This is a genomic window from Streptomyces sp. XH2, from assembly GCF_049725035.1.
In the GTDB taxonomy this organism is placed as follows: domain Bacteria; phylum Actinomycetota; class Actinomycetes; order Streptomycetales; family Streptomycetaceae; genus Streptomyces; species Streptomyces roseoverticillatus.
In genome coordinates, this window is record NZ_JBMMMZ010000015.1 from 22,778 (window position 1) to 36,092 (window position 13,315).

General features: G+C 74.3%; 12 protein-coding genes. 5 read left to right on the forward strand and 7 right to left on the reverse strand.

All coding sequences use genetic code 11. The features are described 5' to 3' along the window. On the reverse strand, positions 1-217 hold a 217-nt coding region (locus ACOTKD_RS28935), incomplete at its 3' end, for a hypothetical protein (RefSeq protein ID WP_424891936.1). Between the two features lie 159 nt (positions 218-376). Here ACOTKD_RS28935 and ACOTKD_RS28940 point away from each other — a divergent pair. Then, complete coding sequence (locus ACOTKD_RS28940) at positions 377-901, forward strand: Zn-ribbon domain-containing OB-fold protein (protein WP_424891937.1); 525 nt, start codon at positions 377-379, stop codon at positions 899-901. Here the strand turns inward: ACOTKD_RS28940 and ACOTKD_RS28945 are convergent. Beyond that, a complete protein-coding gene (locus ACOTKD_RS28945) occupies positions 844-1,554 on the reverse strand; it encodes a pyridoxine/pyridoxamine 5'-phosphate oxidase (protein WP_424891938.1) in 711 nt (236 codons plus the stop codon). The genes ACOTKD_RS28940 and ACOTKD_RS28945 overlap by 58 nt on opposite strands. A gap of 47 nt (positions 1,555-1,601) precedes the next feature. Beyond that, complete coding sequence (locus ACOTKD_RS28950; RefSeq protein WP_424891939.1) at positions 1,602-2,804, reverse strand: thiolase C-terminal domain-containing protein; 1,203 nt, start codon at positions 2,802-2,804, stop codon at positions 1,602-1,604. 88 nt (positions 2,805-2,892) lie between these two features. Here ACOTKD_RS28950 and ACOTKD_RS28955 point away from each other — a divergent pair, with 88 nt between their 5' ends. Both ACOTKD_RS28955 and ACOTKD_RS28960 read left to right on the forward strand, forming a co-directional pair. Beyond that, on the forward strand, positions 2,893-4,164 hold the full coding sequence (locus ACOTKD_RS28955) for an acyl-CoA dehydrogenase family protein (RefSeq protein WP_424891940.1): 1,272 nt from the start codon (positions 2,893-2,895) through the stop codon (positions 4,162-4,164). Between the two features lie 29 nt (positions 4,165-4,193). Beyond that, the gene (locus ACOTKD_RS28960) at positions 4,194-4,661 is read left to right on the forward strand and encodes a nitroreductase family deazaflavin-dependent oxidoreductase (protein WP_424892150.1); all 468 of its coding nucleotides are present in this window, start codon (positions 4,194-4,196) and stop codon (positions 4,659-4,661) included. 189 nt (positions 4,662-4,850) lie between these two features. On the opposite strand, the gene ACOTKD_RS28965 is transcribed toward ACOTKD_RS28960, so the two are convergent. Beyond that, positions 4,851-5,498 carry a TetR family transcriptional regulator gene (locus tag ACOTKD_RS28965; RefSeq protein WP_030368314.1) on the reverse strand — a complete coding sequence of 216 codons (648 nt, stop codon included), beginning with the start codon at positions 5,496-5,498 and terminating at the stop codon, positions 4,851-4,853. A gap of 489 nt (positions 5,499-5,987) precedes the next feature. Between ACOTKD_RS28965 and ACOTKD_RS28970 the strand changes: the two genes are divergently transcribed. Next, positions 5,988-8,522, forward strand: coding sequence for a serine/threonine-protein kinase (locus ACOTKD_RS28970; RefSeq protein ID WP_424891941.1), 2,535 nt, complete (start codon positions 5,988-5,990; stop codon positions 8,520-8,522). Between the two features lie 167 nt (positions 8,523-8,689). On the opposite strand, the gene ACOTKD_RS28975 is transcribed toward ACOTKD_RS28970, so the two are convergent. From ACOTKD_RS28975 to ACOTKD_RS28985, 3 genes are all read right to left on the reverse strand, one after another. After that, on the reverse strand, positions 8,690-9,445 hold the full coding sequence (locus tag ACOTKD_RS28975; protein ID WP_424892151.1) for an enoyl-CoA hydratase/isomerase family protein: 756 nt from the start codon (positions 9,443-9,445) through the stop codon (positions 8,690-8,692). 119 nt (positions 9,446-9,564) lie between these two features. After that, entirely contained in the window at positions 9,565-10,032 is a 468-nt protein-coding gene (locus tag ACOTKD_RS28980; RefSeq protein WP_424891942.1) for a Zn-ribbon domain-containing OB-fold protein, read from the reverse strand. Positions 10,033-10,036: 4 nt separating this feature from the next. Next, positions 10,037-11,233 (reverse strand): lipid-transfer protein, encoded by a 1,197-nt coding sequence (locus tag ACOTKD_RS28985; RefSeq protein WP_424891943.1) that lies wholly within the window; start codon positions 11,231-11,233, stop codon positions 10,037-10,039. 330 nt (positions 11,234-11,563) lie between these two features. Here ACOTKD_RS28985 and ACOTKD_RS28990 point away from each other — a divergent pair, with 330 nt between their 5' ends. Next, positions 11,564-13,246, forward strand: coding sequence for an AMP-binding protein (locus tag ACOTKD_RS28990; RefSeq protein ID WP_424891944.1), 1,683 nt, complete (start codon positions 11,564-11,566; stop codon positions 13,244-13,246). Positions 13,247-13,315 lie beyond the last annotated feature (69 nt).

Here is a 13,315-nt window from a genome sequence, read left to right on the forward strand (position 1 = left end):
GGTCGTCGGCGTCCGAGGCGCCGACGACCGCGACGGTCTCGGGGCGGAAGAGCCGGTCGAGGTCGGGGATGTCCGAGCGCAGCGGCCTGCCGCTGACGTCGACGTCCTCGGCGCCGTCGGCCTGGCCGTGGACGGCGGGGCCCGGACGCTCGCCGCAGGCCACCACGCGGGCCGGTCGGGAGGTGGTGGTGAGGGTGCCGTGAGTCGATCCAAGCATCGTGTCTCGTCCACTCCTGCTAAATGGCCGACAAGCTGACGTATAGTCAGGCTACAGATCTGACGTTCTGTCAGGAATGGCGCTGCGGGCAAACAAACGGAGGGCCGGGGCAGGGCTGATTCCCGGAAAGAGGCCCGGAAATGCAAGGGGGTTGAGGCATTGCATGCGAATCGGCCGTCTGCGCCGACCGTGCCGCGATTCGACGTTCCGGAAGCCGACGCCTTCACCCGTCCCTACTGGGAGGCGGCGGGCCGGGGCCGGCTGCTCGTGCGCCGGTGCCGCGCGGCCGGCTGCGGGCAGGCGCACCACTATCCCCGGGAGTTCTGCCCGCGCTGCTGGAGCGAGGACGTCGTCTGGGAGGAGGCGAGCGGCCGGGCCGTGCTCTACACCTGGTCAGTGGTCCATGTGAACGACCTGCCGCCTTTCGGCGGACGCCTGCCTTACACGGCGGCTGTGGTGGACCTCGCCGAGGGCCCGCGGATGATGACCGAAATAGTCGGCTGCGAGGAGGGCGAACTGCGCATCGGCATGCCGCTCACCGTCACCTTCCGGAAGCTGGAAGGGGCGCTGCCGGCAGGGTGGTCACCCCTTTCCGTGCCGGTCTTCACGCCCGCCCCTGCCCCTGCTCAGGGCCAGAGCAGCTCCGTGCTCCAGCCGCTCTCCGCGGACGGGTCGCGGCGGTAGTTCAGGCGCACGTGGCGGCGCCGGTCGTCGCCCTGGAAGAACTCGACCTCCTGCGCCTCCAGGACGTAGAGCGTCCAGCTTGCGACCGGTGCGTCCGGCTCGTGGAGGGCCCGCTCCCAGGCCGCGTCCGAGGCGCGCTCCAGCTCCTCGTACGAGGAGAGCACCTCGCTCTGCCTGCCCACGAGCGCTGCCGCCAGCGCGCCCGTGGACCGCTTGGCCAGGTCCGCCCGGCTCTCCTCGGCGCCCGCGGCCGTCACCGTGCCCTGGACGCGTACCTGGCGGCCGACCGCCGGCCAGTAGAAGCCCAGCGCTGCCTCCGGCCGTACGGCCAGCTCACGGCCCTTGCGGCTCGTGCGGTGGGTGGCGAAGTGCCAGCCGCGTTCGTCGGCGTCGTGGAGCATCAGGGTCCGCACGGAGGGGCGGCCGGCCGCGTCCGCGGTGGCGAGCGTCATCGTGTGGGGCTCCGGGGAGCCGGCGGCGGCCGCCTCGGACAGCCACCGCTGGAAGAGGGGCAGCGGGTCGGCGGGGGCGGTGGCGGGGTCGAAGCGCGGCAGTTCCGTGTCCCACACGGGGAGGGAGCGCAGGAGGGTGCGGAAGGCCTGCTGACGGGTGTTGTCCTGACGGGTGTCGTCCGATGCGTCTGCGTCGCTCATGGGGCCATCCAACCGGGTGGGGTGGGCGGCCCGCGCGCCGGGCGCGCTCAGTCGCGCGCCAGGACCAGCGTCCCCGCGGAGCAGAACCAGCCGCCCGTGCCCGAGGCGACGGCGATCTCCGGGAGCTCCCCGTCCCGCCTGCGGACCTGGCGGCCCGCCTCGGCATCGCCGCGCAGCTGCCGTACGGCCTCGACCAGGAGGAACAGGCCCCGCATCCCGGGGTGGCAGGCGGAGAGGCCGCCGCCGTCGGTGTTGACCGGCAGCCCGCCGCCGACGGTGAGCCTGCCGTGCTCCACGAAGGCGCCGCCTTCGCCCTTGGCGCAGAAGCCGAGGTCCTCCAGGGTCACCAGCGTCATATAGGTGAACGCGTCGTACAGCTCGGCCACGTCCACCTCGGCGGGTGTGATGCCCGCGCGCTCGAAGGCCAGGCGTCCTGAGCGCGCGGCGGGGGAGACGGTGAAGTCCTCCCACTCCGACATCGCCGTGTGGGACACGGCCGTACCGGCGCCCAGCACCCACACCGGCGGGCGGGCGGCGTCCGCGGCGTAGTCCTCGCCCGCGAGCAGGACGGCGCACCCGCCGTCGGACCGGATGCAGCACTGGAGCTTGGTGAACGGGTCGGCGATCACCGGGCCGCCCAGGACGTCGTCGACGGTGATCGGGGCGCGGTACATGGCGTGCGGATTGTGAAAGGCGTTGGCTCGGGTTTGAACGGCGATGTCGGCGAACTGCTGGAGGGTGGTGCCGTACTCGTGCATGTGGCGGCGTGCGGCCATGGCGTACTTGGCGATGAGCGTGTGCCCGTACGGCGCCTCGAACTGCAGCGGGCCGCGCGTGCCCAGGGAGAGTCCGGCAGTGCGGCGGCCCGCCTTGAGGTCGGCGCGGGCGGTGGAGCCGTAGACCAGGAGGACGACGTTCGCGTGGCCTGCGGCGATGGCATCGGCGGCGTGGGCGGCCATGACCTCCCAGGTTGCGCCGCCGACCGAGGTCGAGTCGGCCCATGCGGGACGCAGTCCCAGATGGTCGGCGATCTCCATGGGGGCCAGGGTGCCCAGCCCGGCGGAGGCGAGGCCGTCGACGGAGGCCTTGGCGAGCCCGGAGTCGGCGAGGGCGCGCCGGGCCGCCTGCGCGTGCAGGTCGTAGGGCGTGGCGGAGTCGACCCGCCCGCAGTCCGAGAGCGCGACGCCGACGACGGCGACCCTGCGTGTGCGGCGGGCGGCGGCACGGGCAGTGGTGCGGACAGCAGCCATGAACTGACGCTACATCAGATAAGGGCTGGGAATGCGGGGTTGCCGCACCTAAGATGACGACCCGTCAGATCCCGGGAGGGTGTTGCCCATGGACGCCGCATTCACCGAGGAGCAGGGCGAGATCCGCCGCACCTTGCGCGAGCTGCTCCTCAAGCGCTGCGGGCCGGAGGAGCTGCGGGCTGCCGTCCGCACCCGGGCCGGCCACGACGCGTCGCTGTGGAGGCAGATGGCCGAACAGCTGGGGCTGCCCGGGCTGGCCGTCGAGCGGCGCTACGGAGGCGTGGGCTGCGGCCCCACGGAGCTCGCACTGGCCTGCGAGGAGACGGGCCGGTTGCTGCTGCCGTCCCCGCTGCTCGCCACGGCGGGTCTGGTGGCCCCTCTGATCGCCGCGCTGGGCACGCGGGCCCAGCGGACGGAGCTCCTGCCCCGTATCGCCTCCGGCGAGCTGACAGGGGCCCTCGCGCTGCCCTGCGCCTTGCTCCCCACAGCGCTCGGCCTCACCGGGCCGGCGGACGGCGCGTGGGCCGGGGGCGGCAGGTCCGGCGGCGTACAGGCGCGGCAGGCGGGGGAGGGGCAGGGCTGGCGGCTGTACGGGGAGGCGCCGCAGGTCCTCGACGGGCACAGCGCGGGGCTGCTGCTGGTGGCCGCACGGGCGGGCGGGTACGTCCGCGGCCGCACGCTGCTGTTCGTCCTCCGGCCCGGCGCGGCCCGCGGGGTGTGCCGTACGCGCCTGACCGCCCTGGACGAGACGCGCCCGCAGGCCCGTGTCGAGCTGCGGGACGCGGAGGCCGACCTCCTCGGGGACGCGGACGGCGGGGTGCCGGAGGCGCTGGCCCGGCTGGGCACGAGCGTCGCGGCGATGCTGGCCGCGGAGGCCGTCGGCGCCGCGGACCGGGCGCTGGAGCGCACCATCGAACACGTGCGGACGCGTGAGCAGTTCGGGCGGCCGATCGGCTCCTTCCAGGCCGTCAAGCACCGCCTGGCCGACCTGTACGTGTCCGTGCAGGCCGCGCGTTCGGCCGCCTACTACGCGGCGTGGGTGGCGGGGGAGGCGGCACCCGCCGCACCGGATGCCGCACCGGACGACGATTCGGGCGGCTCCGGCGGGGACACATCAGACGCGGGCGACGCAGGGGTCGCCCTCGCGCAGGCCCTGGAGACGCTGCATTCGGTGGCCGCGGAGGCCGTCCAGCTTCATGGAGGTATCGGGGTGACGTGGGAGCACGACGTCCAGCTGTACTTCAAACGGGCTGCTTCGGACGGCCTGCTCTTCGGGCCCCCGGACCGGCTGCGGGCCCGGGCCGCGGAGCTCGCCGGGCTGTTTGCCGGGCGGCCGGACCGGGAAGCGGTGGCCCCGTGAAGGGCGCCGCGGCGGAGCGCGTGGAGCGCATGGTGCAGCGGGTCTCGTCGACCCGCACGTTCGCGAGGGTCGCGCCGCACTGCGTCCCGGCCCTGGACCGTGCGGTGCACCGGCTGACGGGCGGCAGGACGCTGCTCAGCGCCCGCCTGCTGCCCGGTCTGGTGCTCACGTCGACGGGTGCCCGCACCGGGCTGCCGCGACGCACCCCGCTCGCCTGCGTGCCGGAGGGCCCGAGGGCCGCGCCGCCGGTCGCATGGGTGCTCGTGGGGAGCAACTTCGGGCGCCCGGGTCATCCCGCGTGGTCGGCGAACCTGCTGGCGCACCCCGAGGCGGAGATCAGCTGGAGGGGGCGTGACGTGCCGGTGCGGGCGCGGCTGCTGCGCGGCGCCGAGCGTGAGGCCGCGTGGGCGGAGGCGGTGGCGTTCTGGCCGCCTTACGCGCGCTACCAGGCACGCGTGGAACGGGAGATCCGGCTGTTCCGGCTGGAGCGGCGGTGACGGGCCCGCAGCGACGGGAGCGGCCTGCAGCGGGTCGGTAGCCGGCGGAAATCACGACGGCGGGCCCCCTCCGGACCCGGCCGGTGGGGGCCCGCCGCTGCGATGACAGGACGTGCAGGGGTATGGGCGCGCTGGGGTACGGACGCGCGGACGTACGAGGTGCCGGAGCGCGCTGGAAGCCGCCGGGCGCTACTTCGTCGGCTTCTTGCCCGTGATGCCCAGGTGGACGAGGAGGGCGAGGTTCGGCTTGAGCTCGGCCTGCTTGACGCCCCAGCTCTGGAAGCCCTTCTGGTGCGAGGCCACCGCGGCGAGCATGGCCACGAGCGACCCGGCGATCGCCGCGGGGTTCACGTCCTTGTCCAGCTTGCCCTTGGACTGGAGCTCCTTGACGGAGTCCGTGAGGGAGCTGGTGACGGCGTTGAGGATCTTCATGCGGATCTTGTAGAACCGCTTGTCGCCCTCGGCCGCCCCGAGGTCGACCACCCGGAGGATGGCGTCGTGCTTGCGCCAGAACCCGAGGAAGCCGTCCACCAGCTCCTCGGCGGCCTGCCAGCCGGACTTGCCGACCCAGGACCGCCCGGCGACGAGCCCGGTCAGGCCCGCGCCCTCCTTCGCCATCTCCTCGGCGATCTCGAGGACGGCGCCCTCGACGTCCGGGAAGTACTGGTAGAAGGTCGCGGGCGAGGTGCCGGCCTTGCGGGCGACGTCGATGACCTTGACGTCGCGGTAGGGAGAGGAGCTGAGCATTTCGCTGAGGCAGTCGAGCAGCTTCTGCCGCGTCGCCTGGCCGCGCCGACCGGCCACGCGGCCGTCGACGGTGCGTACTTGTCCTGTCATGCCGTCAGCTTACCGAGGGGTGATCGGAGCGCGATTCGGCCGCATGCAAATGGGGGCAGGGGTCTGAAGTGGGGTGTAAGGCCAGCTCAGGGGGTATGCCGGGGACTCCTGGAAGATCGCCGGGGATTGGCCCGTACCGGTGAATCCTCTTATCAACAGGCTGTGGACAACGCCCACCGGAGACCCTTCGCACGGTTGTCCACAGGTCCGCCGGAAGACCCCCTCCGCCCGCTACCGTGGCAGTCGCGACACACCCCGCGGGGCACGGCGGAAGCTCCCGGGGACAGCGGCGGGTCGCGCACGGGAAGCGGGGGTAGGAGGCGCGGGACGAGTCGTTCCGCATGTGGTGGAGAGAAGGTGAAGCGCGACCCGGTTTCGCCACCGCGTCGTTCGCCAGGAAGAATCAGCATGCGTACCCCGGGATAATTCGCGGTGAGACGCTGCACGGGGCTGAAACCCTTCAAGCCCCGACGGGGAGGTGGCAGGTCAGTGGTGGAGCAGCTTACGCAGCACGACCCGAGACGGATCGGCCCGTTCGAGGTGCTCGGCCGACTCGGTGCCGGTGGCATGGGGCTGGTCTATCTCGCCCGCTCGGCGTCCGGCCGGCGGGTGGCGATCAAGACGGTGCGCACGGAGCTCGCCGAGGACCAGCTCTTCCGGGTCCGCTTCACCCGCGAGGTGGAGGCGGCCCGCGCCGTCAGCGGCTTCTACACCGCGGCCGTCGTCGACGCCGACCCGCGCGCCGCCGTGCCGTGGCTCGCCACCGCGTACGTGCCCGCGCCCTCCCTGGAGGAGATCGTCAACGAGTGCGGGCCCCTGCCCGCCCAGGCCGTGCGCTGGCTCGCGGCCGGCATCGCCGAGGCCCTGCAGTCCATCCACGGCGCCGGCCTCGTCCACCGCGACCTGAAGCCGTCCAACGTGCTGGTCGTCGAGGACGGCCCGCGCGTCATCGACTTCGGCATCGCCTCCGGCGTCTCCAACACCCGGCTGACGATGACCAACGTCGCCGTCGGCACGCCCGCCTACATGTCGCCCGAGCAGGCGCGGGACTCCCGCAGCGTCACCGGCTCCAGCGACATCTTCTCCCTCGGCTCCACCCTCGTCTTCGCGGCCACCGGCCACGCCCCCTTCCACGGCGCGAACCCCGTGGAGACGGTCTTCATGCTCCTGCGCGAGGGCCCCGACCTGAGCGGCCTGCCCGACGAGCTGCGGCCCCTGATCGACTCGTGCATGCAGATGGCCGCCGAGCACCGGCCCAGCCCCGCCGACCTGCAGGCCGAGCTGGCCCCGCACCTCTTCGCTTCCGGCGGGGGCGACGACAGCGGCACGGCCTCCGCCTGGCTGCCGGACAACGCCGTCTCGCTCATCGAGCAGCGCCGCGCCGGCCAGCGGCCCGCCGCGGCCGCCGCGGGCCGCGCGGGAGGCCGCGGCCGGGCCGCCGCCCCTCCGCGCCCCGCGCAGCCGCCCACCCCCGCGCCCCCCTACGACCCGTCGGGCCCGGGTGCCCACAGCGGCCCCGCCTGGGGCGACGGGCGCGGCACGGGCCGCTCCCCGATGCCCGTCGGCCACGACCCGCGCGGCGGCCTCAGCGCCCCCCTCGACTCCCGTGCCGGCGCCGGCACGGCTCCGCTCGCCCCTCCGGCCCGCTATCCGGCGCCGCCCGCGCACGACGGCTCCGTCCGGCTGGCGGGCTCGCAGGTCCCCATCGGCCCGGGCCCCCGGGTCGCCGACGGCCGCGACTCCCAGTCCTCGGGGGGCACCGGTCCGGCGACCGGCTGGGTGCGTCCGCCCGCCGGCGTGCCCGGCGGTGCGCCCGTCCCCGCCCCCGCCGTCCCCGCCCAGGCGACGGGCCCCGCGTCCGACGCCGCCACCAACGCGCCCGGTGACCAAGGCCGTTGGCGGCCTTGGCGGTTCCGCATGTCCAACGACGTCTGGGGCACGCCCACGGTCGCCGGCGAGCTGCTGTACGTCACGTCCTTCGAGGTGCACGCCCTCGACGTGGCCACCGGGCGGCGCCAGTTCAAGACCCGTGACGTGGCCTGGGCGATGGCCGTCACCGACGGGCGCATCCACGCCTCCGACGGCCCCACGCTCTACTCCCTGGACGCGGCCGACGGCGCCGAGCGCTGGCGCCTCGCCACCGACGGCTGGGTCTACTCCCTGCGGGCCGACCGCGGCACGGTCGTCACGGGCACCCGCGGCGGCGGCGTCCAGGCCTGGGAGGCCGCCAACGGCGAGCTGCTGTGGGAGCTGGGCGGCGCCCAGACCGACTTCGAGACGCCGGACTGCGGGCCGCTCGTCCACGACGGCGTGGTCTACGTCTGGGCCGACGCCCGGCTGCGGGCCCTGGAAGCCCGTACCGGCGCCGAGCGCTGGTCGTACCCGGTGGGCGACACCGCCTCCTGCGGCGGCGTGCCCGTACGGCTCCTGGCCGGCCCCGACGGCGTCGTGTACGTCGCCGCGGGCACGCGCGTGCTGGCCATCGACGTGGCGCGCGGTGACGTGCGCTGGCGCTTCGAGGCGCCCGCCGTGTTCCTCAGCCCGCCGGCCTTCGCCCCCGGCCCCGCCGTCACCGGAGGCGGTGTCTACATCGCCGACTACCTCGGCACCGTCTACGCCCTGGACGCCGCCACCGGCCGCGACCGCTGGCGCATCGCCACCGAGGCCCGGCAGTCCACGGAGCCGGTGCTGGTGACGGCGGGCTCCGTCCACCTGGGCAGCGGCGGCGCGCTCTACACGCTCGACGCGGTCACCGGCACGCCGAAGTGGCGGTTCGCCGCCGGCGGCGACGTGATCGGTTCCCCGGTCATCGCCGACGGCCGCATCCACTTCGGCTCCGCCGACCACTGTCTGTACACGGTGGACGCGGCGGGCGGCCAGCTGCGGTGGAAGCTCGCCACGGGCGGGGAGATCACCGGCTCGCCGGTGGCGGCGGGCGGCGTCGTGTACGCGTGCAGCAAGGACCGCTGCGTGTACGCCCTGGACGCGGCCAAGGGCACCGGGATGACGTCGTCCCGTCGCTGACGGTGCGGGGCGTGGCGGTTCGCCGATGCGGGGCGGTGGTTTGCGGTGCGGCGGTGCTGCGGTGCCGCGGGCTGCGGGTGGGTTGGCTGCGGGCCGTGTGTGGCTGGTCGCGCAGTTCCCCGCGCCCCCTGAGGGGGCGCTGTGAGCCCTGTGTTCCTGCGGGCGTCTCAGCGCAGGCGGTGCCCCCGCTCCCGTGAGGCGAACAGCCGTGCCTGCTCCTCCGGGGGCAGGTTCCCCAGGGAGATCAGGTGCGGCGCGAGGGAAAGGGCTCTTTCCCGCGTCGCCTCCTTCGCCGCCCACAGGGCCCGCACCGTGCCCTGGACCGCCTCCGTCGGGCACGCCGCGATGACGGCGGCCGCGCGCAGCGCCGCGGCGACGGCCTCCCCGGGCGCGGTCAGCTCGGAGACGAGGCCGATCTCGTACGCGCGCCGCGCGGACAGCCGCTCGGCCGTGCCCATCAGGGCCAGGCGCGCGGCCTCGCCGAAGGGCATGCGCTGCGCCATGTGGACCGTCTCGTACGCGCTGACCATGCCGTACGTCGTGTGCGGGTCGAAGAAGGTGGCGTTCTCGGCCGCCACGATGAACTCCGCCTCGCCGAGCAGGTAGAACGCCCCGCCGCACGCCATTCCGCCGACCGCAGCGACGACCGGCTTCCACAGGTCGGCCGACTTGGGGCCGACGGTGCGCAAGGGGTCGTCCAGCGAGTAGGGCGAGCCCGGCTGCGGGACGACGGCGGAACGGTCGATGCCGGTGCAGAAGGCCCGCTCGCCGGCGCCGGTCAGCACGACGGCCCGGACGGTGTCGTCACAGCGGAACCGGCGCCATATGCCGGCGAGTTCGGCGGCAGCAGCCAGGTCGAGGGCGTTGTGCCGGCCGGGCCGGTCGAGGGTGACGAGGGCGACGCCGTCCGCGCGCACCTCCATCCGTACGCCTCGGTTGCTGCTGCCGCCGCCGCTGCCGCGCGCAGCCGCTCCCGGTCGCGCCCCGGGGCTGCTGCCGCTCGCAGGCGTCTCCATGCGGCGAGCGTCCCCGTCGCCGCCGCTCATGACGTCTCCCCCAGGAGCCACCGCGGGACCGTGAAGCCGCCGGGGAGCCGGGCGAAAGTGACGCGCACGGGAGCGCCGATGTAGAGCTGCTCGGGGTCCACGGAGTCGATGTCCGCGCCCGGCGCCGCCACGAGGTTGCCGACGAGGCGGATGCGCGGGGCCTCGGCCAGTTCCACGACCACGACGTTGTACGGGGCCCGTGCGGCGTAGGCGGGCAGGAGCGGCGGGTGGGGCAGGACGTACGACCAGATGCGGCCGCGGCCGCTCATCCGCTGCCACTCGTTGTCGAAGGACTGGCAACGCGGACAGCACGGGCGCGGCGGGAACCGCAGCTCGCGGCAGAGGCCGCAGGCCTGGACGCGGAGCTCGCCGCGGGCCGCGAATTCCCAGAAGGGCGCGCCGTCCTCGTCGGGCTCGGGCAGCAGCGGCCCGTTGTCAGTGGTGCCCCTCATCATGGAGGACATGAGCTCAACTCCTCAGCAGGAGAGCCGATGTGGGGACGCCCTCGCCCGCCGTGACCAGGCAGGTCGAGGCGCCGGGCACCTGCGCGGTGGAGGTGCCGCGCAGTTGCCGGACGCCTTCGGTGATGAGGTTGAAGCCGTGCACGTAGGCCTCGCTGAGCCCGCCGCCGCCGGTGTTCACCGGGAGCCGGCCGCCGAGTTCGAGGGCCCCGTCCTCGGTGAAGGCCGCGCCCTCGCCGCGCCCGCAGAAGCCGTAGCCCTCCAGGGAGAGCGGGATGAGGGGGGTGAAGGCGTCGTAGATCTGGGCGACGTCGATGTCGGCGGGGCCGAAGTCGGCCGTCTTCCACAGCTGCCGGGAGGCGGTCCAGGAGGGGCCGGTGAGCGGGTCGTCGTTCCAGTAGTTGACCATGCCGTGGTGCTGGGCGGGCAGGCCCTGTGCGGCGGAGTGCACGTAGACGGGGGAGCGGCGGCAGTCGCGGGCCCGGTCGGCGGAGACGAGGACGCAGGCCAGGGCGCCGTCCGTCTCCAGGCAGTTGTCGTAGAGGCAGAGAGGTTCGCTGATCCAGCGCGAGGTCATGTAGGTCTCGCGGGTGAGCGGGCGCCCGTGCATGACGGCGGCCGGGTTCCGGGCGGCGTGCAGGCGGCAGGCGCGGGCGACGTTGAAGAAGTGGTCGCGGGTGGCCCCGTACTCGTGCATGTAGCGGCGGGCCAGCATGGCGATCTCGTCGGCCGGGCGGATCAGGCCGTACGGGCGGCTCCACTGCGCGGGGGTGGGGAGCTGCGTCCGGGTGTTGCGCCAGGGGCGGGGGCCGGAGCCGCGCTTGCGGGAGCGCCAGGCGACGCCGACGGACGCCTGCCCGGTGGCGATCGCCGTGGCGAGGTGGGCGACGGTCGCGCAGGAGGCGCCGCCGCCGAAGCCCGTCCTGGCGAAGAAGGTCACGTCGCCCGCGCCGATGGACTTGGCGATCTCGACCTCGTCGGTCTCCTCCATGGTGTAAGAGGCGAAGGCGTCGACCTGGGAAGGGGGGATGCCCGCGTCGTCGAGCGCGGCGAGGATCGCGCGACAGGCCAGGGACTTCTCCGAGGCTTCGAGCCGGCGGGCGAAGGGGGTCTGACCTATGCCCACGATCGCGGTGGCGTCCTTGAGCGCCGGTGAACCCCTGCGTGCCGGGGGAGGTGCGGGTGTCGTGCTTCTCGTCGCCATCGTCGCCTCCGCGCTCCGGTCGATCCCCTTGCCGTCCCCGGCACGGTTCCTGCCGCTGGTGCGGCAGCTGCTACCGCTGGTGCCGCCGTTGCCGCCGTTGCCGCCGCTGCTACGGCCGGCGCTGTTCCCGCCGCCGTTGCTGTCATCGCTCTTGGCGCCGCCGCTGCTGCCGCTCTTGCCGGCCCCGGCCCTGGTGCTGCTGCCCCTGCTGCCGCTACTGCCCCTACTGCTCTTGCTGCCGCTGCTTCCCCTGCTGACAGCGCGGAAGGCTATCGCTAATCTGACGAATAGTCAGCATTGGGCCGGCCGGGGCGGCGGGGAGGGCACGCGATGCGCGGAGACCTGGAGTTCATGTCCATACCCCGGCTGGTCCGCACGGCCGCAGCGCGCCACGGCGACCGCGAGGCCGTGGTCGAGGGCCGGACCAGGATCGGCTACGAGCAGCTCGCCGCCCGCATCGAGCGGGCCGCCGCGGGGTGCCTCGCGGCGGGCGTCGAGGCCGGCGACCGCGTGGCCGTCTGGGCGCCGAATACGCTCGACTGGATCGTCTCCGCCCTGGGGGCCGTCACGGCCGGCGCGGTCCTCGTCCCGGTCAACACCCGGCTCAAGGGCGCCGAGGCCGCCCATGTGCTCGGGCGCACCCGGGCGAAGCTGCTCTTCGTCACCGGCACCTTCCTGGGCACGTCCTACGTCGCCGCACTGCGGCGGGTCGCGGGCGGCGCACCCACGGCCTACGACCGCGGCCGCGACCGCCGGCGGAGCCGTGCGGAGGCCGGGAAGGAGACGGAGCTCCCCCTGTCCGGGCTGCCGGACCTGGAGCAGGTCGTCGTGCTGGCCGAGGACGCGCCGTCGGCGCCGGGCTTCCGGACGTGGAAGGAGTTCATCGCCGCGGGGGACGCGGTGCCTGCCTGGGCCGTACGGGCGCGGGCGAACGCCGTCAGCCCGGACGCCCCCTCGGACATCATCTTCACCTCCGGCACCACGGGCGAGCCCAAGGGCGTGGTCGTCACCCACGCCCAGACCCTGCGTACCTTCGGCGCCTGGTGCGACCTCGCGGGGCTGCGGAGAGGAGACCGCTATCTGATCGTCAACCCGTTCTCGCACACCTTCGGCTACAAGGCGGGGGTGCTCGCCTGCCTGATGCGCGGCGCGGTGATGGTGCCGCAGGCCGTCTTCGCGGTGGACACGGTGCTGGCCGGCATCGCGGCGGAGCGCATCACCGTGCTGCCCGGCCCGCCCACGCTCCTCCAGGCGCTGCTCGACCACCCGGCCCGGCCGGCGTGCGCGCTGTCGTCACTGCGGCTGGTGGTGACGGGAGCGGCGGCCGTGGATCCGCGGCTGGTCGAGCGGCTGCGGACGGAGGCCGGCATTCCCACGGTGCTGACGGCCTACGGGATGAGCGAGGCCACCGGTGTCGTCACCATGTGCCGGCGCCACGACCCCGCCGAGGTCGTCTCGGGCACCGCGGGCCGGGCCCTGCCGGACACCGAGGTCCAGGTGGCCGGGGCCGACGGGAAGGCGCTGCCGCCGGGCAGTCCGGGGGAGATCCTGGTGCGCGGCTACCAGGTCATGTCCGGCTACTTCGAAGATCCGCCGGCCACGGCGGAGGCGGTCGACGCGGACGGTTGGCTGCACACCGGCGACATCGGCGTGCTGGACGACGAGGGCAATCTGCGGATCACCGACCGGGTCAGGGACATGTTCGTGGTCGGAGGCTTCAACGTGTACCCCGCAGAGGTGGAGCGGCTGCTCGCCCGGCATCCCGGGATAGCCGAGGCCGCCGTCGTGGGCGTGCCGGACCGGCGGCTGGGCGAGGTCGGCAGGGCCTACGTGGTCCGCAGGGACGGCGGTCCCGTCCCCTCCGCGGACGAGCTGATCGCCTGGGCACGGCGCGAGATGGCCGCGTACAAGGTGCCGCGCGAGGTGGAGTTCGTCCCGGGGCTCCCGCGGAACGCCTCCGGCAAGGTGGTCAAGGGCGCACTGCGGCCGCCCGGCGGGACGACGGACCGATGAGGGGAACGGCGCTACCGGGGAAGCGACGCCGATGAGGGGAACAACGGCGCCGATGAGGGGGAACAGCGG